Annotated in this window: 20 protein-coding genes; 14 read left to right on the forward strand and 6 right to left on the reverse strand. The window is 50.8% G+C overall.

Going from position 1 to position 23,969, the window contains the following annotated elements:
* The first annotated feature begins 81 nt into the window (after positions 1 to 81).
* The 4 genes from B7989_RS09820 (at position 82) to B7989_RS09835 (ending at position 3,391) form a co-directional block, all read left to right on the forward strand.
* Positions 82 to 369 (forward strand): hypothetical protein, encoded by a 288-nt coding sequence (locus B7989_RS09820; protein ID WP_072797785.1) that lies wholly within the window; start codon positions 82 to 84, stop codon positions 367 to 369.
* Between the two features lie 173 nt (positions 370 to 542).
* A complete protein-coding gene (locus B7989_RS09825) occupies positions 543 to 1,148 on the forward strand; it encodes a penicillin-binding protein activator LpoB (protein WP_073323854.1) in 606 nt (201 codons plus the stop codon).
* 95 nt (positions 1,149 to 1,243) lie between these two features.
* A complete protein-coding gene (nirJ1, locus tag B7989_RS09830; RefSeq protein ID WP_088628326.1) occupies positions 1,244 to 2,419 on the forward strand; it encodes a putative heme d1 biosynthesis radical SAM protein NirJ1 in 1,176 nt (391 codons plus the stop codon).
* 54 nt (positions 2,420 to 2,473) lie between these two features.
* Complete coding sequence (locus B7989_RS09835) at positions 2,474 to 3,391, forward strand: Lrp/AsnC family transcriptional regulator (RefSeq protein ID WP_088628327.1); 918 nt, start codon at positions 2,474 to 2,476, stop codon at positions 3,389 to 3,391.
* 9 nt (positions 3,392 to 3,400) lie between these two features.
* Here B7989_RS09835 and B7989_RS09840 read toward each other — a convergent pair whose 3' ends face one another.
* Positions 3,401 to 4,189, reverse strand: a complete 789-nt coding sequence (locus tag B7989_RS09840) for a hypothetical protein (RefSeq protein ID WP_144265015.1) — start codon at positions 4,187 to 4,189, stop codon at positions 3,401 to 3,403.
* Positions 4,190 to 4,373: 184 nt separating this feature from the next.
* Here B7989_RS09840 and B7989_RS09845 point away from each other — a divergent pair, with 184 nt between their 5' ends.
* From B7989_RS09845 to tgt, 4 genes are read left to right on the forward strand one after another with little or no spacing between them, the layout of a single operon-like run.
* Positions 4,374 to 5,636, forward strand: a complete 1,263-nt coding sequence (locus B7989_RS09845; RefSeq protein WP_088628329.1) for a CotH kinase family protein — start codon at positions 4,374 to 4,376, stop codon at positions 5,634 to 5,636.
* 20 nt (positions 5,637 to 5,656) lie between these two features.
* On the forward strand, positions 5,657 to 7,039 hold the full coding sequence (locus tag B7989_RS09850) for a glutamyl-tRNA reductase (RefSeq protein WP_088628330.1): 1,383 nt from the start codon (positions 5,657 to 5,659) through the stop codon (positions 7,037 to 7,039).
* Entirely contained in the window at positions 7,032 to 7,961 is a 930-nt protein-coding gene (gene hemC / locus B7989_RS09855) for a hydroxymethylbilane synthase (RefSeq protein ID WP_088628331.1), read from the forward strand. The genes B7989_RS09850 and hemC overlap by 8 nt, the downstream gene beginning before the upstream one ends.
* A 12-nt stretch (positions 7,962 to 7,973) precedes the next feature.
* Positions 7,974 to 9,113 (forward strand): tRNA guanosine(34) transglycosylase Tgt, encoded by a 1,140-nt coding sequence (gene tgt, locus B7989_RS09860; protein WP_088628332.1) that lies wholly within the window; start codon positions 7,974 to 7,976, stop codon positions 9,111 to 9,113.
* A gap of 26 nt (positions 9,114 to 9,139) precedes the next feature.
* Here tgt and B7989_RS09865 read toward each other — a convergent pair whose 3' ends face one another.
* From B7989_RS09865 to dnaK, 3 genes are all read right to left on the reverse strand, one after another.
* Entirely contained in the window at positions 9,140 to 9,724 is a 585-nt protein-coding gene (locus tag B7989_RS09865) for a flavodoxin family protein (protein ID WP_088628333.1), read from the reverse strand.
* A gap of 194 nt (positions 9,725 to 9,918) precedes the next feature.
* Positions 9,919 to 11,061, reverse strand: a complete 1,143-nt coding sequence (gene dnaJ, locus B7989_RS09870; protein ID WP_088628334.1) for a molecular chaperone DnaJ — start codon at positions 11,059 to 11,061, stop codon at positions 9,919 to 9,921.
* A 110-nt stretch (positions 11,062 to 11,171) separates the two neighbouring features.
* Positions 11,172 to 13,073 carry a molecular chaperone DnaK gene (gene dnaK, locus B7989_RS09875; protein WP_088628335.1) on the reverse strand — a complete coding sequence of 634 codons (1,902 nt, stop codon included), beginning with the start codon at positions 13,071 to 13,073 and terminating at the stop codon, positions 11,172 to 11,174.
* Positions 13,074 to 13,405: 332 nt separating this feature from the next.
* Here dnaK and B7989_RS09880 point away from each other — a divergent pair, with 332 nt between their 5' ends.
* The 4 genes from B7989_RS09880 (at position 13,406) to B7989_RS14355 (ending at position 16,187) form a co-directional block, all read left to right on the forward strand.
* Complete coding sequence (locus tag B7989_RS09880; protein ID WP_088628336.1) at positions 13,406 to 14,509, forward strand: FISUMP domain-containing protein; 1,104 nt, start codon at positions 13,406 to 13,408, stop codon at positions 14,507 to 14,509.
* 60 nt (positions 14,510 to 14,569) lie between these two features.
* Positions 14,570 to 14,818, forward strand: a complete 249-nt coding sequence (locus tag B7989_RS09885; protein ID WP_088628337.1) for an LEPR-XLL domain-containing protein — start codon at positions 14,570 to 14,572, stop codon at positions 14,816 to 14,818.
* A 9-nt stretch (positions 14,819 to 14,827) separates the two neighbouring features.
* Complete coding sequence (locus B7989_RS09890) at positions 14,828 to 16,012, forward strand: FISUMP domain-containing protein (RefSeq protein ID WP_088628338.1); 1,185 nt, start codon at positions 14,828 to 14,830, stop codon at positions 16,010 to 16,012.
* Between the two features lie 79 nt (positions 16,013 to 16,091).
* Positions 16,092 to 16,187 (forward strand): LEPR-XLL domain-containing protein, encoded by a 96-nt coding sequence (locus B7989_RS14355; RefSeq protein WP_144265016.1) that lies wholly within the window; start codon positions 16,092 to 16,094, stop codon positions 16,185 to 16,187.
* A 498-nt stretch (positions 16,188 to 16,685) separates the two neighbouring features.
* Here the strand turns inward: B7989_RS14355 and B7989_RS09900 are convergent, their stop codons facing one another.
* Both B7989_RS09900 and grpE read right to left on the reverse strand, forming a co-directional pair.
* A complete protein-coding gene (locus B7989_RS09900; RefSeq protein WP_233144355.1) occupies positions 16,686 to 18,794 on the reverse strand; it encodes a family 43 glycosylhydrolase in 2,109 nt (702 codons plus the stop codon).
* Positions 18,795 to 18,916: 122 nt separating this feature from the next.
* Complete coding sequence (gene grpE, locus B7989_RS09905; RefSeq protein WP_088628340.1) at positions 18,917 to 19,594, reverse strand: nucleotide exchange factor GrpE; 678 nt, start codon at positions 19,592 to 19,594, stop codon at positions 18,917 to 18,919.
* Positions 19,595 to 19,812: 218 nt separating this feature from the next.
* On the opposite strand from grpE, the gene B7989_RS09910 reads away from it, so the two are divergent.
* Together B7989_RS09910 and B7989_RS09915 are read left to right on the forward strand one after the other, a co-directional pair.
* Complete coding sequence (locus tag B7989_RS09910; protein ID WP_088628341.1) at positions 19,813 to 20,349, forward strand: hypothetical protein; 537 nt, start codon at positions 19,813 to 19,815, stop codon at positions 20,347 to 20,349.
* Between the two features lie 142 nt (positions 20,350 to 20,491).
* Positions 20,492 to 23,920, forward strand: coding sequence for an MFS transporter (locus B7989_RS09915; RefSeq protein WP_088628342.1), 3,429 nt, complete (start codon positions 20,492 to 20,494; stop codon positions 23,918 to 23,920).
* Positions 23,921 to 23,969: the final 49 nt, after the last annotated feature.

Below are 23,969 nucleotides of genomic sequence, written 5' to 3' on the forward strand. Positions count from 1 at the left end.
TTTAATTGCAAAACCTAGGAACAGGCGATTTTTTTACTATTTTTGCGCCGTCAAATTAACAATATTTCCAAGAGGTCTATTATGTCAGAAGAAACTGAAGTCAAATCCACAGAAGAAGTCAAGCCTCAGGAAACAAAATCCCAAGAAAAGAAGGCCCCGGCCAAGAAGAAGCGCCCCCTGAACGCCAAGCGTAAGGGTCCTGCCGCTCCCAAGAAACCGGCTGTCTTTAGCGATTCCCTGGAAGAACGTTTCCCCGCCCTCGCCGCCAAGCTCAAGAAGCAGATTGAAGACGGTATCAAGCAGAAGATCAAGGATGCCCAGAACGACCCGAAGGTCAAGGCCGCCTCTAAGAAATTCGCTGATAAGTAATTCCGGATTTTCTTCGACAATTTAAAAGTACCGCAGATTTCGCTCTGCGGTATTTTTTATTCTGTCTAGCGAATTTGGCCGTTCATCTTCTTTATTTTTATAGTTGGGCTTCTTTTATAGACAAATAAAAAGAAAGATTGTACATTTGTAAAAAATTTTCAAGGAGAAATCTAATGCGTAAATTGTTTGCTATTCTCGCTCTCGGTTGCAGCCTCTGCATGGTCGCTTGCAGCAGCGGTGGCAAGACTGTCACTCGTATCGATACCAATTCTACGACCGACCTTTCGGGTAAGTGGAACGACACGGACTCCCGCCTGGTGGCTGACGAAATGATTCTCAGCTGCTTGCAGAGCCCGAAGATTGAAAAGATTATCGGCGAAATGGGCCGTACCCCGACCGTCGTAATCGGTAAGGTCCGTAACAAGAGCCACGAACACATCAGCGTCGAAACCTTTATCAAGGACATGGAACGCGCCCTCTTGAATTCCGGTGCAGCTGACTTCGTCGCCAACTCTGCCGAACGTGCCGAACTTCGCTCTGAAGTTGCTGACCAGCAGGGTAACGCTACCGAAGAAACCGCCAAGGAACTCCACCAGGAAACCGGTGCTGACTGGATGCTGACCGGCACCATCAACACCATCGTGGACCAGGAAGGCGGCCAGTCCGTTATCTTCTACCAGGTGGACCTCGAACTCACCGATTTGCAGAGCCACAAGAAGCTCTGGATGGGCGACAAGAAGATCAAGAAGTTCATCTCTAAGGATTCCGTGAAGCTTTAATCGCGACGCGACTCTTAACAGAGAAAGCTTTTAATAACCTCGGGCAACCGGGGTTATTTTTCTATCTTTAGGTCATTCCCAAAAAGATTTAGACTATGATCAGTATTACCAAGCTTTTGATGGATACGCCGAATTACGGCGACCAGCTGCGTTACGAACCCAAGGCCCATGAATGCAAGAACGGCGTTGCGCCGGGACGCGGCCCTGTGGTAGTGTGGAACTGCACCAAGACTTGCAACCTGAGCTGCGTGCACTGCTACGCCCGCTCCGAGGCAATCAAGTACCAGAACGAACTGACCCACGAAGAAGGCTTGGCTTTAATTGACCAGTTGGCCGATTTCAAGGTCCCGGTGATTTTGTTCAGCGGTGGAGAACCGTTACTCCGTCCGGATTTCTTTGAACTGGCGAATTATGCCGCCAGCAAGGGAATCCGTCCGACCATCAGCACGAACGGCACCTGCATTACTCCTGACGTGGCCCAAAAGCTTAAAGATATGGGCGTCGGCTATGTGGGCATTAGCCTGGACGGTTGCGAAACAACGCACGACAAGTTCCGCGGCAAGGAAGGCGCATACAAGCTCGCTTTGCGCGGCATCCGCAACTGTGTGGCGACTGGCCAGAAGGTGGGCCTGCGCTTTACCATTACGCGCTATAACGTGCAAGACCTGAATGCCATTTTTGACTTGCTCGAAGCCGAAAATATCGACCGCGTGTGCTTCTATCACTTGGTATACAGCGGTCGTGGTTCTGCCATGGTTGCAAACGACTTGAATCATGAAGAAAGCCGCAAGGCGATGGACTTGATTATCGACCGCACGCTCGACTTTAAGAAGCGTGGAATCGACAAGGAAATCTTGACGGTGGACAACCACGCTGATGCTGTCTACCTGTACCGCCGTATGTTGCGTGAAGATCCTGCCCGCGCCGAAAAGGTTCTGGAACTTATCCAGCGCAATGGCGGAAACCGCAGCGGTATGGCCTTCGGTAATATCGATAGCATCGGTAACGTTCATCCGGACCAGTTCACGCAATACATTACGCTGGGTAACGTGCGCGAACGTAGCTTTGGCGAAATCTGGAGCGATGAATCGAACCCGATTATGGCCGGCCTCAAGAACCGCAAGCCGATTCTGAAGGGACGTTGCCCCAAGTGCGCTTACCTGAACCTTTGCAACGGCAACTTCCGTACTCGCGCCGAAGCTGTAACCGGAGACTTCTGGGAACAGGATCCGGCCTGCTACTTGACCGACGAAGAAATTTCAAATGTGTAATGTGGAATGAGTAATTGATCATTTCACATCACTCATCGCACATTTCGCATTCGTATGACCGAACTTGAGCAAAACCTTCTCGCCATCATCCAAGACGCTTTTCCGCTGGAAGAACGTCCGTACCTGGTGCTGGCGGAACAGCTTGGTTCCGATGAACAGAGCGTTTTTGCTGCAGTTGAGAATTTACGACAGTCGGGCATTATCCGCCGTATCGGGGGAGTGTACGATTCCAAGGCGCTCGGCTTTATTTCCCGCCTTTGCGCAGGGAAGGTAACGGAGTCCGCCTTAGAGGCGTTTGCTACCACCGTTAATGAAATTCCTGCGATAACTCATAATTATCAGCGCAGCCACGAATACAATGTGTGGTTTACCGTCATTGCCCAGTCCGAAGCAGAAATCCAGAAGATTGTCGAAGACGTTTGTTCGAAAACGGAACTGCACGATGTTCATGTACTCTTGGCGACTAAGAAGTTCAAGATTAATACGGTGATGGGCGGTTCTGCAGCGCCGGTAATCCGTAAAAATACTTGTGTCAGGTCGAAACTGATGGCAGGCGCAGATCGTGCACGAATCCGCATTGCCTGCGAAGATATTCCGCATACGCTCACCCCGTTCAAGGATTGGGGAATTTCGTGTGAAGAACTCCGCGAAGACCTGGATTTGAGACGCATGCGCCGCTTTGGTGCGATCCTTCGTCATCAAGAAGCGGGCTTTGCCGACAACGCCATGGTCTGCTTTAATGCGACTAATGGCGGCGACATTCTTGCGCAAAAGCCCTATATTTCGCATTGCTACAATCGTCCGGCTTTCGAAGGATTCCCGTACACGCTCTACGCCATGATGCATGCCCAGTCAGCCGAGGAACTGGACCGCCAAATTAAAGAGGCTGCCGAATCCATCGGCAACCCAGATTACGTCGTTTTGCGTTCGGTGCGTGAACTCAAGAAAACGAGTTTTAAATTTTTCGTTTAAAAATCCCGTTTATCGGATTTTCATTTCAATTCCGACGCGGTGCCCGGTTTCAAAGCCGAATAACGTGCCTTCGTGAATTTCGTAATTCAGCCCGAATCCGGTAGAAATCCCAGCGATGTTGAAGTAGCGCATAGCGTCAAACTTCATTTTCATGCCGCGGTATTTGTCCTTCATGTTGCGATAGCGCTTGTCCAGGTTCCTGTTTTCAGACTCTTCGATTCGCGCTTGGTAAAGGAAGACTTCGCTAAATTCCCAGCGGGCTGGCGTCCAGACAAGTGATGCCTTGAACCCGATTTCGTCACCGGGCTTGAAGTTTTGGTCTTCGAGGAAGGTATTGTATCGAAAAGCTGTGCCTATGGTTAGATTCTTAGAAACCTGCAGCAGGCTGAAGGGCTCTACATTCAGGCGGTGAAAGCGGTTCTTTTGGGAACCTTCGCCGGGCGGGAATTGCCAGCCGAGATTCAGCCCTAAGTAGGGGAGAATTAGCCCTTTTGCGCCCACGTAGGTCTCGTTAAAGCCATTTACGTGCAGATTGCAGTAATTGTGAATGTAGCCTTCGGTGGAATATTCGTAGCTATAGCTTAAAAAACGGAATGCGCCGTCCACATAAAGGCTTAGGCGCGGGTGTACGGCGTATTCTGCCGAGACTTCCATGTCGCCGCTGTAAATGTCTTCGTCTAATTCGACTGTCCCTTGAACGCCCAATTGGGTTGCGGGAGCCATAACCGGATGCAGGCTTTCTGTGGCAAAACTTGCCGCAAAAGCAATTGACAAAATGCACCCGAAGACTTTATTCATGTCAAGAAATATATAAAAGTTTGAATCAATCAATAAAACGGATTTCACGTTAGTGAAACTAAACAAATGCATAAGCCGAGTGTCGTGACAAGACTTGATTTGGCATGACCGAGGCGAGCATTTGCTACAGGAACGTAGTGACTGTGTATCCGTGTGGTAATTAAAAGAATTATATTTTTTGCGAATGATCTTGTCGACCACAAATAACATCGCTTTGAAGCTGCTTGCAGCATTTTTTTGCTGCATCTGCCTTGCAGCCTGTTATTGGGCCGAAACCGAAAGCAATCCCGAAAGTCTTCCCATAGACGATTCGATGTACCCTTATGCAGGGCTTCCGCGAATCGTGATTGAGACCAAGGACTTTGCAGGCATTCGAGACCGCGAAACCGAGATTCCCTCGCATTTGCAAATTTACGGCGAAAAAGCTCCCGAAAGCGAAGTCTACGAGCTCACCGTGCGTGGCCGAGGCAATTCTAGTTTTAAAATGCCCAAGTATGGCCTGAAATTGGAATTCAAAGACAAGGTGAAACTCTTTGGAATGCCCAAGAATCGCGACTGGGCGTTGATTGCAAATTACGGCGACAAGACCCATTTGCGCAATTACATGATTACGCGCCTTTCGGAATGGCTCGGTGCCAAGTATACGCCTAGAATGCAGTTTGTCGAGGTTTATCTTAACCGCAAGTACATGGGGCTTTATTTGCTCTCTGAAACAATCAAGGTCGCCAAGAATCGCGTGAACATTGACGAAAACGATACGACCTTCTTGGTCGAAAAAGAAGATTCTAAAAAGTTTGATCCGCCTTACGTTCAGAGTGATAACGGTTATTATTACCACATCAAATCTCCGAAAAATCCGTCGCCTGAAACAGAACAGCTTTTGCTGGATCATATAAACGCATTCGAAAATTTTGCGATGCGCCCTTATAGATACAATAGCGATGAAATCGTAGATTGGATTGATCTTGATGACTACCTCCTTTTTTACTGGGTTCATGAATTTTCGAAGAACGAAGATGGCAACTTTGCCCGTAGCGTACACTTCACTTGGAAAAAAGGCGAACCGATTCACTTTGGTCCCTTGTGGGATTTTGACTTGGCTTTTGGAAATGCCTCCCGTGAACAGAACAAGGCGCCCGAAGAATGGTACATTCGCAGGTACCGCTTGAATTACTACCTTCTCCAGAATTCCTTGATTGATAGCGCTGCCGTTGATTATTGGAAAGAACACCGCGAAACATTTAAGGAATTGATTGACAGTGTTCCGTTGTACCGCACCATTATTGACAAGGCTATTGAAAATGAATACCGTCGCTGGCCGGTCATGCAAAACACCGAAAACTGGGCTCTTAAAGATCCGTATGGTTCCTACGACGAAGCGGTTGAAACCATGATAGAATGGATGAATCAGCGCTACCGTTGGATTGACAACGAAATTGGCTATTGAGATTTTTCTAAATTTAGCGTATGCGCAAAATTTATATGGCAGGCATGAGCCACAAGGTGGCTGAGATCGCAATTCGCGAAAAGTTTTACATCCCGATGGATGTCAAAACCGAAGCGTTGAGCCATTCCCCGTTTGATGAACTTTTGATACTTGCCACTTGTAACCGTACTGAGGTTTACGTGGCGTCTGACTGCGAATTGAGTGATGTTGAATTGGTGAAGTACGTTTGTGGACTTGCCGGACAGAATTACGACGATTTTGCGAAATTCTTTTATTTTAAGTCGGGCGACGAGGTGGCGCACCACGTAATGAACGTGTGTGCGGGTCTTGATTCGGTGGCAATGGGTGAAGACCAAATCTTACACCAGATTGGCCGCGCCTACGAAACGGCGCACCAATTGTATGCAACGGGGAATACCCTGAACAAGCTCTTTCAGAGTGCCATTCATACCACCAAACGCATCAAGACCGAGACCAACTTGAGTAAGCTCAGCTGCAACATTCCGTTCTTGGCCATGAAACAGGTGCAGCACACTTTCGATGACCTCGAAAACCGTACTGTGTACATTGTGGGCCTCGGCGAAATGGGTTCCTTGATGCTCAAGTATGTGCAAGAAAATACCACCAAGATTTTTGCGAGCAGCAAGACCTTTGCAAATGCCGAAAAATTTGCAGACGTGCTCACGCCGGTCAAGTTTGAAGACCGCTACCAGGTGCTCGGCAAGTGTGACGTGGTGATTCTTTGCAGCGCTTGCCAAGAGCCTATCATTACGAAAGACGAATATGCGAAGGCAATTGGAGCCGTAGAGGCTCCCGACGGCAATAATACTCCTAAAGGCGTGCTCGATGTCGTATTCGAACGCCGTTGCAGCAAGGTGGCTGAACACCCGGGCGTAAGCGCTAATGCCAAGCGCCTGGTGATTGATTTGGGCAACCCGCGCAATGCGGAAGCTAGCGTTGGTGAACTCGCTGGTGTGCAATACGTTTGCGTCGATGACCTCGAGAAGGTGGTCTCTGAAAATCGCCGCCTGCGCATGATTGAGCTTGAAGCTGCCCAGAAGATTTTGAAAGAAGGCATCGACGAATTCTTGCAGTGGATGCGCATGGACGAAGTCTCGAAGCAGATTAGTGTGCATGCTGAAAGAATGCTGAAGTCGGCGAATGAAGAATCTGACAAATTGCTCCGTTCGATGCCTGACTTGTCGGAAGAAGATCGTCACCGCGTGCAAATGATGTACGAACGTTTTGCCAAAAAGATGGCCAACGATTTCTTGTACAAGGTAAAGGCTGAAAATTCGCCCGAAGATGTTCGTGTATTTCTTAATTGTTTGGACCAGACCCAATCATGTCATTCCGCACTTGATGCGGAATCTCCATTGAAGAAGGAGACTTTCAGTGGCTGATTTCAAACTCCGTGTTGCAACCCGCAAGAGTGCGCTTGCCTTGGCGCAAACGACCATGGCAGCCGATGCCATTGTGGCGGTGAATCCGGGTCTGACCTACGAACTTGTCTCAATGACGACCGAAGGCGACCGCCGTCTTGATAAATCTTTAGCTAGCTTTGGCGGCAAGGGCGTTTTTATTAAGGAACTTGAAGTTGCTCTTTTAGAAGGTCGCGCCGACATTGCCGTACACAGCTTAAAGGACATGCCGGCAGAAGTTTTGCCCGAATTCAAGCTTGCAGCGGTATTGAAACGCGAAGACCCGCGCGATGCATTTATTGCCCGTGGGGGAGCCGCTGGCACCAAGTTCATGGATTTGCCCGCAGGTGCCCGCGTCGGCACCGGTAGCATTCGCCGTGTGGTGCAATTGAAGGCGCTTCGCCCGGATTTGGAATACGTACCTATTCGCGGGAACATCCAGACTCGCCTCGGTAAGCTTGCGGAATTGGACGCTGTTGTGCTCGCCGCCGCTGGCCTCAAGCGCATGGGGCTTGCCGACCAGGTGACTGAATACTTTAGCACCGAGCAGATTCTCCCGGCTTCCGGCCAAGGCATCCTCGCCATCGAAACGCTTTGCTCGCCGTCCGACGAACTTGCCGGCCAGCTAGCCCGTGTCAACGACGCCGAATCGTATGCCATCGCCGTCGCCGAAATGGCCTACCTTAAGGCGCTCAACGCCGGCTGTCAATTCCCGGTTGCAAGTTTCGCCGAATTTAGCGATGCAGGCACTCTCGCGCTCCGCGGCATTTACTGGGATGAATCCAGCAAACGCCTGCTCCGCGTTCAAGTTTCGCGGCCCCTTGACGCCCGCGCCGCCGACTCTGTTGCACAGGCCCGCGCCGCCGGCTTCGCCCTCGCTCAAAAAATCCGCGAACAGTTTTAATCCGGTTGCCCCGTGAATCAGAATCCCTTCGAACTCGTCAAGACAAGCGACAAGAGCAAGGCCCGCCGCGGTCGGCTCCACACCGCCCACGGCGTGGTAGAAACGCCGATTTTTATGCCGGTGGGCACTCTTGCAAGCGTGAAGGGGCTTTCGTCGCGGGACCTGCGCGAAATGCAAGCGCAAATCATTCTCGCGAACACTTACCACCTGTATTTGCGCCCGGGCACAAAACTTGTGGCCAAGATGGGCGGCGTGCAGAAGTTTATGGGCTGGAACGGCCCGATGCTCACGGACAGCGGCGGATTCCAGGTTTGGAGCCTCAAGGAACTCCGCCACATTACTGAAGAGGGCGTGGAATTCCGCAGTCATCTGGATGGCTCGCGTCATTTGTTCACGCCAGAATCGGTAATGAAGGCTCAGCGCGAAATCGGCGCTGATATCATTATGGCCTTCGATGAATGCACGCCTTACCCGAGCACCGTCGAAGAGGCTTCGCACTCGCTGGACTACACGCTCAAATGGACCCGCCGCGCAGTGGATTGGCTCCGCGAAAACCCGCCTGTCCACGATTACCCGCAATTCTTCTTCGGGATTGTGCAGGGCGGCATGCATAAGGAATTACGCCAAAAATCCATCGATGCGCTCAAAGAAATCTCTCCCGATGGCTACGCGATGGGCGGCCTTTCCGTAGGCGAACCCGTCGAAACCATGTACGAAATTGCGGATTTCTGCACGAATTCGCTGCCAACCAACCGCGCCCGTTACGTGATGGGGGTGGGCACGCCCTGGAACCTGCTGGAACTCATCAAGCGCGGGGTCGACATGTTCGACTGCATTCTGCCCGCTAAGAACGCGCAGGATGGCCTTGTGTACACCAGCAGGGGAGTGCTCCGCTACAAGAACGCCAAGTTCGCTGATGACGAACGCCCGCTAGACCCGGAATGCAACTGCCATTGCTGCCGGAACTACACCCGCGCCTACGTGCGTCACCTATTCAAGACCAAGGAACCCCTTGGCTGGACGCTTTCAACGCTGCATAACTTGCATTTCTACCTGCATTTAATGCAACAGGCCCGCGATCACATCGAGGCCGGCGATTTCGAAGAATGGTCTGACAAAATGATCCCGCAACTCCAGCGCGAAGCGGAATAAAACAGCCCGATTGCGTTTTCACGCCTTTAATGCGAACCTAAAGACAAGGCGATTTTCTTGCACTTGGCAATTTCTTTGGGCGTAAGGCCGGGCCTTTTGTGGGTTGCGCCTTTTTGAATCACGCTTGCGATTTTGAAGCCGCTCCAGCAAAGCACTTCTTTCAGGGCGCGGACGGTGCCGGCTGACTGCTTGAAAATCAGGTTGAATGGCCATGGGGTGGTGCAAGTCGTAACGATGACAGCCTTCTTTCCTTTTAACAGTGGAATCGGATAATCGCGTTCGCTGTGGTCCATCATTCCATAAACCCAGCGGTCAAATAGCATTTTGAGTTGCCCGGTCATGTTGCCCCAGTAGCAAGGCGAACCGACCACAAGGGCGTCGCTTTCTTGCACCAGGCGCAGAATCCGTTTTGCATCGTCTTCTGGCATGACGCAATCATGCGTGCTACGGCATTTCATGCAGCCGATACACGGGCGAAATTCCAGCTTGCAGACATCAATGATGTTGACTTCGGTGCCTTTTTTGAACAAGGTATCACCCATGATATTCAGCATTTGGCTGATGTTTCCGTCTTTGCGCGGACTCGCGTTCAAAATGACCACTTTTCTCATTGTGTCTCCATCCAAAAGAAACGTTCTTCTATAAAACTTTCTCCTGTTAAACACCCCACAATCTACAAAATGTCACTTTATAAATAAAAATCCCGGGCATTGCTGCTCGGGAGTATTTCTGAGATCCTTCGACTACGGGCATTGCCCGAAGTTTACCCTGAGCTTGCCGAATGGGCTCAGGATGACATTGCGCGTCACTTGAACAGATTCTTCATCTTCTCAAGGAAACTCTCTTCCTGTGCGGTTTCCTTGTCGTGGCGCAGTTCCGCGAGTTTCTGGTAGAGTTCCTTCTCTTCGCGGCTCAAGTCCTTCGGGATTTCCACGCCGATATTCACGTAGAGGCTTCCACGGTCGCCACGCTTGTTCAGCGGGTACAGGCCCTGTTCGCGCAGGCGCAAGATGCTCCCGGCCTGAGTGCCGGCCGCAATCTTGATCTGCACCTCTTTACCGTCAAGCGTCGGAATGCGCTGAGTCCCGCCAAGGACCAGTTTGTGGATAGGCACCTTGACTTCGCAGTGCAAGTCGTCGCCTTCGCGGCTGAAGAAGTCATCGGGCTTTTCGGCAATCACCACCAGCAAGTCGCCGCAGGCACCGCCACGGGGGCCGCAGTTGCCTTCGCCGCGCAGGTTCAGGTACTGGCCCTCGGCAACGCCCGCCGGAATCTTGATGGAAATCTCTTCCGTTTCCTGCACACGGCCTTCGCCATGGCAGTTGCTACACGGTTTCGCGATAACTTCACCCATGCCGTTACAGGTGGGGCAGGCGCTCTCGGTAATCATCTGGAAAAATCCGCCCGTAGAGCGGCGCACACGACCCGTTCCATGGCAGGTGCTGCATTCCTTGATGTCCTGGCCGCCATTGCCGTTACATTCCGTGCACGGCGTGTAGCGTTTCAGGCGAACCTTCTTGGTGCAGCCCTCGAAGATTTCCTTGTAGCTGAGCGCCACCTTGATCTGCAAATCGTTTCCGCGCGGAGGCCCGGCCTTGCGACCGCCACGACGGCTGCCGCCAAAACCACCGAATCCGCCACCGAAAATATCGCCAAAGTTCGAGAAAATATCCTCGAAACTGAATCCCTGACCGCCGAATCCGCCGCCACCAAAACCGCCACCGGGGGCGTTAAAGCCGAACTGGTCGTACTGTTTACGCTTTTCGGGGTTGCTGAGCACGTCGTAGGCCTCGGCAGCCTCCTTGAACTTCTCTTCGGCTTCCTTGTCGCCCGGGTTCTTGTCCGGGTGGTACTTGATGGCAAGTTTCTTGTAGGCGTGCTTGATTTCGTCAGCACTTGCGTCCTTGCCGACGCCTAGAACTTCGTAATAATCTCTTTTTTCAGCCATTTTTGCGCTCGCTCATTTTACGCAAAAAGGATTGCTCCCTAAAAGAGAGCCAATCCTTTCTGTATGAGGCCGATAACCGGCGACACACCGATTACCTGCCGTACGCTTAATTAGTCAACCACTTCCGCGTCGACGACTTCCGGGCCGTCACCCTTCTTGTCGTTCTTCGGCTGTTCAGAAGCGCCCGGCTGCGGACCCGGCTGAGCCTGGTTTGCACCGGCGGCCTGGGCCATGGAGCTGATCATGCCCTGGAGCTTGTCCATAGCGGCCTTGATCTCTTCCTTGGTGCCGTTGTCCTTCTTGGCCTTGATGTCGTCGATGGCTGCTTGCAGCTGGCTCTTGGTGTCGGCCGGGAGCTTGTCGCCAAATTCCTTGAGCTGACCTTCAGCCTGGTAAGCCATCTGTTCGGCCTGGTTCCTGATGTCCACAAGTTCGCGCTGTTCCTTGTCCTTGGCAGCGTTAGCTTCGGCATCCTTCACCATCTTGTTGATTTCGTCTTCAGACAAGCCGCTGGAAGAAGTAATCTTGATGGACTGTTCCTTACCGGTTTCCTTGTCCTTGGCGGACACGTGCACAATGCCGTTCGCGTCGATATCGAAGGTCACTTCGATCTGCGGCACGCCACGCGGCTTCTTCGGGAGGTCGGTCAGGTCGAACTTGCCGAGCGTACGGTTGTCGCGGGCAAATTCGCGTTCGCCCTGCAGCACGTGAATCGTCACGGCCGGCTGGTTGTCTTCGGCGGTAGAGAACACCTGGCTCTTCTTGGTCGGAATCGTGGTGTTACGGTCGATGAGCTTGGTCATCACGCCACCGAGGGTTTCGATACCCAGAGAAAGCGGGGTCACGTCGAGGAGCAACACGTCCTTCACGGAGGAGTCGCCGCTAAGCACGGCACCCTGGATGGCGGCACCGATAGCCACCACTTCGTCCGGGTTCACAGTCTTGTTCGGTTCCTTGCCGAAGAACTTGCGCACAGCTTCCTGCACGGCCGGGATACGGGTAGAACCACCGACCAGGATCACCTCGTCGATTTCGCTCAAAGAAAGACCGGAGTCCTTGATAGCCTTGCGGCACGGTTCCATGGAGCGTTCCACCAGGTGGGCGGTCAGCTGGTCAAACTTTGCACGGCTGAGCGTGAGGTCCAAGTGTTTCGGGCCAGTAGCGTCGGCAGTGATGAACGGGAGGTTGATGTTGGTCGAAGTCGTGGCAGAAAGGTCGATCTTCGCCTTTTCAGCGGCGTCCTTCAAACGCTGCAGGGCCATCTTGTCCTTCTTCAGGTCGATGCCCGGATTGTCCTTCTTGAATTCGTCGTTGATCCAGTCGATAATCACTTCGTCGAAGTTGTCACCGCCGAGCATCGTATCGCCGTTGGTGGCCTTCACGCTGAACATGCCGTCGTCGATTTCAAGGATAGAGATATCGAACGTACCGCCACCGAGGTCATACACGGCGACCTTTTCGCTCTTCTTGGAGTCAAGACCATAGGCGAGGGCAGCAGCCGTCGGTTCGTTCACGATACGCAGCACTTCGAGGCCAGCAATCTTGCCCGCGTCCTTCGTAGCCTGACGCTGGGAGTCGTTAAAGTAGGCGGGGACCGTAATCACGGCCTGCGTCACCGGCTGGCCCAGGTAGTCTTCGGCAATCTTCTTCATGGTCTGGAGAACCATGGCCGAAATCTCGGGAGGAGCGAACTGCTTGTCGTCCACCTGCACGCGGACCGGGTCAGAACCCGTGCCCACCAGCTTGTAGGGCATGTTCTTTTCGGCAGCGGAGCATTCGCCGGCCGTACGGCCCATGAAACGCTTGATGGAGTAAATCGTCTTTTCGGGGTTGGTGATGGCCTGACGCTTTGCCACGTGGCCCACCAGACGTTCGCCGTTCTTGCCGAAAGCGACAATGGACGGAGTGGTGCGGAAACCTTCCGCGTTAGCGATCACGACCGGCTTGCCGCCTTCCATCACGGACACGCAGCTGTTGGTCGTTCCCAAGTCAATACCGATAATCTTGCTCATAGTGAGTCTCCTATTTTTAAATTCTTGCCGCCCGCGAATCAATCTGAACGGGGCGATTTTTTACGCCCATACATAAGCAAAACCCGTGCCAAATGCTAATAACAGGCAAAAAACGGCCATTTCGTTTCGTTCTGAAACAAGAAAAGCCCCTAAACCGGGGCAAAAAAGGCGTGTTTCATATTAAAACACTCTGTGTAGGAGGGGAGGGGGATGCCTCCCCCTGGTTCGCACTCCGTTGCTCACCACCCCCTCGCCTAAGGGGTTCCACCCCCTAAAACCCCCAATTCTTTTTCAAAAATGTATATTTCAGCAAAACGGAAGTTGAGGGATAGATGATATTTCGAAAGATCGTAGTGACCGCAGCAATCGCTTGCCTAGTTCTTGCTTTTACCGCCTGCTGCGACGACGACAGCAGCAGCTTCGTTGAACCGGAAAAGGAATCTTCCTCTAGCGAAATCCTGAGCAGCGGCGACGATAGCGTCTCGTCCTCATCGACGAACAGTTCGTCTTCTGCGAAATCGAGTTCGTCTACAGATGCCAAGAGCAGTTCTTCTGTAACGTCGAGCAGTTCGGGAACGTCGGCAGGGACGAACAGTAGCTCTGGCGAAGAAAAAAGGCCTTGCTCTGAGGAGGGCAAAACTCAAAGGGCGAATGGGGTAAAGGTTATTTGTCATGACGGTTTTTGGGTTCCGGAATCCTCCAGTTCGGCGGAGCCTACTAGCAGCTACTTCGATATGACGGAACAATTCAATCCGGATGTTGAGTACGGAGAATTCACAGACCCTCGCGACGGACACAAGTATCGTACGGTGAGCATGTATGATGATTCTTTTGAGAGAACCTATGTTATCTTTGCCGAAAACCTGAATTATGGCAAGATGGTGTCGGGCGGTACGGTGCAGGGCGATTCCACGAAGTACTGCTACGATGACGACTCGTGGTACTGCGAAAATGGCTGGGGCGGACTCTATACCTGGAGCAATGCAATGGGCTTTCCTGCCGTATGCGACAGTGTATCCATCAGTGCGGAGGCCTGCTCGCAAAAATTTGTTTATCCCAGTGGATATGGGCAACCCCAGAACTACGTCCAGCATCAGGGAATTTGCCCGGAGGGCTGGCATATTATGAATTCTGGCGAATGGGCGCATTTAGACCAAAGAACGGGGGGCAGTGTCGCCCACTATATGGGCTCGAATGTTGCCGGCTTCGGCAACGAGAATTTGTACGGAATGTCCTTGCTGCCTGCAGGGTATTGGAATCCTGTAGCTCTAGAGTATGGATACATTTCAAATTCTGCGTTATATTGGCTGCCGCAACAATATCCAGAATATGATGATTGTTCATATCGAGTTGCGATTCAAACGAATGAGTTTAATAGAACCTTTAGAGGTTTAAAAACGCAGGGCTTTTCTGTCCGCTGTGTAAAAAACTACTAATTATAACAAGATTTTAAACAAATTAACTAGGCTTTTCCTTGAAAAGCCAATGGGGTCTATATGTCCAAGTCCAAAAAGAACAACAAGAAAATTGCCAAGAAAGTTTCTCGCAACAGCTATAAAATCGAGTCTCTCGAACCGAGACTCTTGATGGACGCTGCGCCGAATGCGAATGATTGGATTAAGGAAGCCGATGCTGCTAATATGAATTTTGGCGAATATTCGATTAGCGCCGGTTCCATGGAAATGGAAAATATTCTTATTCAGTTATATTTGCGCGCGGAAAATATAAACAGAATACCGAGGTAACGGAGTAATATGAAAAATTGTAGAAAAGTGATTGCGACGAAGTGGTTGAAGCATATCATAAACACTAATAATGTCATTGCGAGCACGGAGTGCGCGGCAATCTCTATTATACTTGCTTTGTTTTTAGCCGCCTGTGATGACAGTTCCAGCGGAGCCGGACCGGACCCGGTAGCGGAAGTTTCGTCCTCTAGTGGCGATGATGCAATCTCCTCGAGTTCCGTTACGGACAAAGGAACATCTTCCGGTGGCAGTTCGAGGTCCTCTAGTTCTGTAAGTGGCAAGAATAGTAGCTCCTCAGTGGTGAAGTCTAGTAGTTCTTTTTCTATTGTTGATTGGCATATACCTTGTGAAGGTGGATCCGGTATTTGGGAAATTGACGATGAAAAGTATGTATGTGAAGAAGGTTTTCTTGTCCCTTACATTCCGCCTTCTAGTAGTAGTTCTTCTAGTGCAAAGACTTATCCGTACAAGGATAAATTCAAAGAAGACAGTGTCTTTAACGAAGAGAAATCGTATGGAACTTTCAAAGACCCGCGTGATGGGCAGGAATATAGGACCATCGTTATAAAAACTAAGTCTGCGACATCACCTGAGTTTGAAGTGTTTGCTCAAAATTTGAATTATGGTACCCAGGTGAATCTTGGAACGACTGTTTTTGATGATAATGAGGTTGAAAAATTCTGCTATGACGATGATCCCTGGTATTGCGAGCATTATTTTGGAGGCTTATATTCTTGGAGCGAAACATTTGGACTCCCTAGGGCGTGTGATAGTGTGTGGACTGGAACGACGCCGAATTGTCCTGATTCCATTGCGACGGGAATAAAATCTGTTTATGATTGGAATTATCTTCAAATTCAAGGAATATGTCCGGAGGGTTGGCATGTGATGAATGAAAATGAATGGCGTGCCATGATTCGAGGTGAAGAATCTGCATATAGATCTATATCGTTAGCTTCAGAGGGTGTAAATAGTAATGGCTTTTCTGCTTTGTTTGGGGGTGGTGGATATAACGACCAAAAAGGATGTCGGTATGATCATGTTGGAGAATATGGTCGCTATTGGTTACCCAAGGAAAATTCTGATCAGGTGGCTTTCGAGATTTTTTTGGATAAATCAGAATGGAATATAGCTCGGTTAGGAAAAGTTTATGGCCTATCTGTTCGCTGTGTGAAGGACTATTCCTCATTGTAGATAAACTAAAATCTGAATTTATAATCTGAAAAATTTAACAAAAAAAAGGCTTTGGGGAAAAGCCCTAAGGGAGTTATTTATGTCAAAGAAGAACATCAAGAGTAATAAGAAAAAGTCCGTTCGTGGCAATTATAAAATTGAGGCGTTAGAACCTCGTTTGATGATGGACGCTTAACCCCACCCCAAAATCAACCACCCCGCACCCCAACACGCCGACATCTCAAGAAAAATGCTATAAAAATGCGCTTTTACAATGAATTCGGCATTTTTCTTCCAAAAATACAAAACAGAATTGAACAAAAATACAAAACAAAACTTGACAATTTTACAAAACGAATTGTCTTAATTGGCAACCTTAGTGATCAACTAATTTTTTTTTGGGGGGGGGGGCTTCCCAAAATTGATTCGCAGGGTGTTACCTTTTTCCATAAAAAATGCCCCAAAAATTGCTTTTTTTCAAAAATCAAGTATTGAAACGCTATGTGTTTATTGTGGAAAAATTTCAAAAGTATATAGACGATTTTATAGAAGGTTTGAGCAAGGAGCCTTTGCCTCCTAAATACAATTTTTCGTCATTAACCTTTTATCGAAGTTATTTGATAAAAACGGCCAAATAGAGCAAAAAATGAAAAAATCCTCCGCAGGGGAGGATTTTTAATGCGGGGGGAGGAGGTTATTTCCCGAAATTGATTCGCAGGGTCTGTCCGGCGGCATTCCTAATCACATAGGCTCCGCCCTGGTAGCCGGCAGTCTTGAGTCCGGCCTTAAGGTCCGTGAGCGTTGCGCCAGCGTTCAGGCGGATGTTCCCGAGTTCGGAGCCCATCAGGTCGAACACCCTGTAGCTGCCTGCGGCCCTTGCGAAAGCATTTACCATGCCCGCGGCTCCGGCGGCGATTTTCGGCACAATGCCCGTGGTTCCGTTCCTGATGTCCTCAGCGCTGCCTTCGCTTTCGCCAAAAGCAATCCAGTCGAGGTTCACGTAGTCGCTTGTCACCATCAACTTGAGCACGTGTTCGCCCGTGGTGAGTTCCTTGGTGGTCGTTCCCTTGAAGGTGCCGTAGGTGTCGAAATCCCCGGTGCCCGTGAGCGCGAGGGTGTCGGTAATCGGCTCGTCATCCATGAACAGGCGCACGCCGGTGTTGTCCATGCCGCTAGCGTAACTGAGCTCGAAGGGGAGCTTCCCGCCGGCCTGCACGTTCACGGTGTATTCCAGCCATTCGCCCTTCTGCGTGTAGCCCACGGCAAATCCGTCGCCGTTCTTCACGATGTCCACGCGGTCTTCGCGGTATTCGCCGCCCTGGTTCTTGGTGTCCATGTCGTAGTAAGCCTTGCCCGCACCGCCCACATCGTAGTTCTCGAAGTCGATGAAGTTGGCCGTGCCCTCGACCTTCGCGCCCACAACCGGCAAATTGCATTTTGCCTCGGGGTCGTTGAGTTTCGCCTTGCAGAACGGCCCCTGAGGAACTGCGGTCTTGCTGTCTTCAAATTCCCAGTAATCGGCTTCGAAATCACCTGCGAACATGAAGAATACATCATGCTTGCCAACTGCACCTTCGGCAGGCACGGTCACCAGACCGTCCTTACTGAATTCAGCCTTGGCAACCACGGGGCCATCCACCTTGTCCAGGCGAACCGTAACGGAGGATGCCCTCTTAACGCTCAAAACGGAAGCCGAGAAGGATTCTGCGCCGACGTCACCGAATTCCACGCCGCTAATCTTGGTGTACTTGCCTTCGGTAAGGTTGGTGATGACCGTATTGCCGGCGGTACCGCTCTTACGGACCCTCACGTCTTCGCCCCACGACATGGTTTCCGCTTCCACGCGCTTGTACGGGTCAAAATCTTCCAGCTGGGCCACGCCATTGTCCGGCCACCACTCAATCTTCTGGATGGTTCCGTCGGCATTATACTTCATCTCGGCAACGCCAACAGAACGGCGTTCCTTGTGCTGGAACTTAAGGCCCATTTTATCGGATTTCTGGTGCCAAAGCTGGTAATGATGGCCAAAAACGTATGATTTCCCCTTGTAATCCACAATTCCCGGGTGGTTTCCATTACTGCGGGAGGAATGAGGCATAATGTCGCCCTTGTAGGTCCAGGGGCCCGTGGGGGAGTCGCTCATGGCGTAACCGATGCCTTCGGCACAGCAGGTGGAAGCAAAAGCCATATAGTAATGTTTATCGTGCTTGTAGAGCCAAGGGCCTTCCTGGTAATCCTTGATCTTGGGGTAGGTAACAATATTGCCGGAAGTACTGATCATGTCTTCGTTAAGCTTGATCATATAGAGGTCGGGATTTCCCCAGTACAAATAGGCCTGGCCGTCATCATCCACCCATACGGTGGGGTCGATGTCGTTCCAATGTTGCCGCTGCCAAACCAAGGCCTTGTTCAGAGGTTCCTTGAAGGGGCCGTAGGGACTATCTGCCACCAAGACGGAAATGCCGTTGCCGTGAATGGGGACGTACATGTACCATTTGCCATTGCGAAACACAACCTGCTCGGCCCAAGCGCCATTGGTCTTAGTACTCCACTGGATATCGTTCAGGGAGGCCACAGCCCCGTGGCTAGTCCAGTTGACCATGTCTGTAGACGTGTGTAACAGCCAGTCGTACATGACGAACCCTTCGGCATTGTCCTCGTCGTGGGTCGTGTACAGGTAAACCGTATCCCCATGGACATAGGGCGCCGGGTCACACGTGTAGTTGGTTGTAATGATTGGTTGCTGGGCAAAGGCCATTCCAGCCAAAGCCAATACAGAAGTAACGGATAAAATATTTTTCATCTTAATCTCCAAACATGTTTTACACCAGAGATAAAGATATATCGCGAAAAGCCCCGCGGAATACCACGGGGTTAATTTGTCATTGACATTTTTTCAAAAGGGGGCGGGGGAGTCTCGTGGAATTACTTGCCGGACGAGACAATCACCTTCGCGGTCTTCAAGATTTTGTTCTTGAGCTTGTAGCCCTTCTGGAACACGGTGACCACGTGGCCTTCGGGCACGGTCTCGCTGGGCTGCTGCATCAGGGCTTCGTGCATGTTCGGGTCGAATTCCGCGCCTGTCGGGTCGATTTGCTCGAGGCCCGCGTCGGTCAAAATCTTTGCGAACTGGTTGTAGATCATCTGCATGCCTTTTTCGAAGGCTTCCAAATCCTGGGCCTTGTTTTCGCTGGCGAAGGCGCGCTCGAAGTTGTCCTGCACTTCGGAGAGTTTTTCCAGGAGCTTGCCGTTCGCGGTCTCGATGAGTTCGAGCTGTTCCTTGGCGGTGCGGCGGCGGTAGTTGTCGAATTCGGCCATCAGGCGCAAGTTGCGGTCGTTTGCATCGGCAAGGGCGGCCTTGAGGGCTGCAGTCGGGTCTTCGGCAGAGGGGGCGGCTTCGGCAGGTTCTGCCGGCTGTTCGGCAGAGGCTTCGGCGGGCTTGTCAGCGGCTGCTTCGTCCTGGGCTTCGCCAGCAGCCTGGTCCGCGGCCTTGTTGGCCTCGGCTTCCATCTTCATGGCTTCTTCGGCGGCCTTGAGCACGTCTGCTTCGAATTTTGCCTTTTCTTCTGCGGTCGGTTCCTGCTGATTCAAATCTTCTGCCATTTCTAAAAAATCCTTTTAAAATGCCTCACATTGATATGGTGGGGCGCTGTTTTACATTTTCCGTGCCATATTTAGCAATTTTCATGCCAAGTGCAAAGATTAGAAAGTTGTTTTGTTTTGAAACGTACAACGACTTTTTTACAATTATTTGAACAAAAATGCTTTTTCATGAAAAAAGAGTATATCTTTGTAAATAAAAGTTATAAGAAGGACTCCTTATGAATACAGAAACACCGAATCGTGGCCCAAATCCGGCCCAAATGAAGGCTGTTGGCTTGAAAATTTCATTCATGATGGCCTTATGGATGAGCTTTACGCTCAGCATATTTGGTACCGCTACGGCTGAACGCCCTGCCGGCATGCCTTTGGCCCCTATTATTATAGGTTGGTTCGGCAGCTTTGTCTTGAGCTTTGTGGTGAGCTTCGGCATCGGTTTTATTGTTCCGATGGGTAAGATTAACGCCGCTCTTGGCCGGAAATTCCACCTGACTCCGCATAAAATGACGACTCACATCATTGAAACTTTTGTTTCTAACCTGATTTATACGCCGCTCATGACCGCCGTCATGGTGACTTTTGCATTCTTTGTGCTCATGCCGCCCGATCATAAGCCGCCCTTTTTGCCCATGTTCGTAGGTTCTCAAATTGCCTGTTTTGTATTCGGCTATCTCATGATATTCATTGCCATGCCGTTTATTGCCAAAAAGGCCTTCAAATCGGCAGGAATTGGCATGCCGCCCAAGCCTCAGCAATGAGTTAAATATTGGTTACATAGCTAACTTGCAAATAGATTATTTCGGATATTCCCTAGTGTAATAAACTAGGGATTTTTTTAAATTTCACTTTGGAAGTTTTATTCATCCTTTTTATAAGGTTTAATTTTTCAGAAGGCATAATATGTGGAAAACTAAGGGTGCGATCCGATATTTTTTGTCCATCCTTGCGATGACCTTTGTTCAGATGGGTGTGTTCATTTACGCCCAGAAGATTTTGTCCGGGTCTTTCACCAACGTAGAATCGGGGCAGACATGGCAAGCGTTCATGCTGCAAATTTTCTTCCTCGCTCCGTACATCTTGATGGTTTTCTTTGCGGGCTTTTTCACCAATAAGTTCTCGAAGAACAAGGTGCTTGCCTGGTCGGCGCTATTCATGACGGTATTCGTGATTGCGCAGGCGATACTCGTTTCTTGCAATTGCCCGCGCGTGGCGTTCTGGCTGTCTATTGGCCTGAGCTGTGGTTTTGCGGTGCATAGTGCCGCCAAATACGGTATTCTAAAGGAAATGTTCGGCGTTCGCAACCTGAGTTTTGCGAATGCTTTTTTGCAGATTTTTGGTCTGGGAGGCATCATTTGCGCCTCTTGGCTTGCCGTGGTGGGCGTGAACCTGATTAACCTGGAGTCGCTGCATTCTTATGCGGCCGTGAATTTCATTACCAGCAAGTCCATTGTAATTCCCTGGATTTTGGCCAGTGTAGCCGTCCTCGGTACGGTGGCCAGTTTCTTGGTGCCCAAGGTCAAGTACGAAAACCCGAACGTGAATATCGAAAACGTCAAGAAGCACTTGAGCTTGGGTTGGCGCGTGCCGACACTCCGTGCCTCGATTATCGCACTTTCGATGTTCTGGGCCTTGGCCCAGGTGTTCGTGCTCATGTATCAGGACGTTTCGGGTTCCAACGATATCGATACGATCCAGAATTACCTGGCATTTGCAATTGCCGGTTTGATGGTGGGCTCCATTATTGCCGCCACCAAATCCCGCGACTTTATTGAAACGGGCTTTATCCCGATGGGCATGATTGGCGTGTCCGTGTGCATGTTCCTGGTGCCGTTCTTTGTGCACCCGGTGGCTCTTGTGGTGCTTTATTCATTGACTGGTGTGTTCGGAGGCCTGTTCCTGGTGCCGGTGAATGCCCTGTTGCAATATAATACGCGCCCAAACAACTCGGGCTCGGTGCTTGCGCTAGCGAACATGATCCAGGCAATCGTGCTGATTGTATTCCTGTTCCTATTCTCGGCTTTCGTGCGTTACACCGATATCGAACCGCAGCGTTACTTCCTTGGTATCGCCATTATTTCGATGCTCGTGTTCGTATGGACGATTTCGAACTTGCCGCAGGCATTGCTCCGTTCGATGCTGAAGCTCGTGTTCAACCGCTACAAAATCCGCGTTTTGGGCGTGCAGAACATTCCGAACGAAGGTCCGGTGCTTTTGGTAGGCAACCATCACAGCTTTATTGACTGGGCCATGCTCCAGATGGCATCTCCGCGAGCTCTTTGCATTGCAAGCAACAAGGACCACTTTGAAAGATGGTATTTGCGTGCCGTGTTGAAGCGCTTGGGCATGATCCGTATTGACAACAATAATCCCAAAGAGGCAATGGACAAAATCCACGAAGCCCTCTTGGCGGGCAAGGCCGTGGTGATTTTCCCGACGGGCGAAGTGTCCAAGTCCCCGCATGTGGAACCGTTCACTATCGACTATTCGTCGGCCGTAGACGATACCCACGCCATGATTATCCCGTTCTATATTCAGGGCCTGTGGGGGTCAAACTATAGTTACAGTGGCTCCGATATGTATGGAGCCTCTGCTGAACGTGCGGTAACAGTTGCCTTTGGCAAGGCGATTCCCGCCAATACGCCGCCTAACGAAATTCGTGCCATTGTCCGTCAAATCTCGATTGATGCCTGGAAATATGCGGTCAAGTTCGTGCGCCCGATTGCGGCCTCTTGGATTCGCACCTGCAAGCGCTATGTGAAGCATGGTCCGGCAATCTATAATACCGATGGCGGCCACTTCTCGGGTTACAAGTTGATGGGTGCCGTGATGGCATTCCGCGGGCTATTGAAGCATAAGCTGGACAAGGACGAACAGAACATCGGCATTATGCTTCCGCCGAGCCCTGCCGGCGTGATTGTGAACCTGGTGCTCTGGGTCATGGGCAAGACGAACGTGAACCTGAATTACACTTCGTCTGTAGATAACGTGAAGTATTGCTGCGAAAAGGCTGATGTCAAGACCGTTATTTCGAGTAAGCAGTTTATCCAGAAGCTCAAGGGTCGCGGAAACGACTATTCTAAAGTTGCCTCGGACAAGGTCCGTATTCTTTACGCTGAAGACCTGATGAAAGAAATCCCGAAGGCAAAGATTGCTGCCCTCCTGGTGACCTGCATTATATTGCCCTCTTGGCTTATCCGCTGTATTTTCTGCAAGCGCACAAGCATCGACGATACCGCCGTAATCGTGTTCAGTTCGGGTTCCGAAGGTACGCCGAAGGGGGTATTGCTGAGCCACCGCAACCTGATGGGTAATATCCAGCAGCTCGCTTGTATTTTGAATGTGAGCCGTGGCGACGTGATGCTTTCGGAACTTCCGCTGTTCCATAGCTTTGGTTTGACAGTCACGACACTTTTGAACCTGACCGAAGGTTGCCCGATTGTAGCCGTGGCAGACCCGACGGACGTGAAGACGATGGCCCGCGTGTGTGCCGAATTCCATGTGACCTGCATGGTGGCGACCCCGACCTTCTTGCGAGCATTCACCGTAAGCCGCTATGTGCATCCGCTCGTGTTCAAGTACGTGCGCGTGATTATTGCCGGTGCTGAAGCCTTGCGCCCCGAACTTGCAACCGCATTCCGCCTCAAGTTCGGTAAGGAAATCTACGAAGGCTACGGCTGTACCGAAACGGCTCCGGTGGCCTCGGTAAATACTGAAAATACGCTTCGTAACGACTATATGACGCTCCAAGTGAACAACAAGCCTGGTACGGTGGGACCGGCCCTGCCTGGAACCCAATTCCTGATTGTTGACCCCGATACGAACATTCCGCTCCCGACAGGCGAGGCGGGCATGATTTTGATCGGTGGCTGCCAGGTGATGCAGGGTTACTTGAAGGACCAGGAACGTACCGACAGCGTCATCGTGAAGATTAACGGTATCCGTTACTACCGCACTGGCGACAAGGGCTACCTCGACGAAGACGGATTCTTAACGATTGTGGACCGCTACAGCCGATTTGCAAAGCTCGGTGGCGAAATGGTAAGCCTCGGTGCCGTCGAAAAGAAGATTCAGGATACACCGGTCTTGGAAGGCTGCGATTACCTCGTGACAACGATTCCGGACTCGGCAAAGGGCGAAAAGATTGTGCTCCTTTACCAGGGCGAAAAAGACCCGAAGGACGTGCTTTCGGAACTGCGCGCAAGCAACTTCCCGCCGATTATGTTGCCTTCGCTTGCATTCCAGGTCGAAAAAGTGCCTAAGCTCGGTACGGGCAAGGCCGACTTTACTACCGCGAAAAAGCTCGCCAAGGAACTTGCTGGTGTAAAATAATGCGAACAAATGTGAAATGTGGAATGAGTAATGGATAATTTTGTAATTT

Origin of the sequence: Fibrobacter sp. UWB5 (assembly GCF_002210295.1) — a bacterium.
Lineage (GTDB): Bacteria > Fibrobacterota > Fibrobacteria > Fibrobacterales > Fibrobacteraceae > Fibrobacter.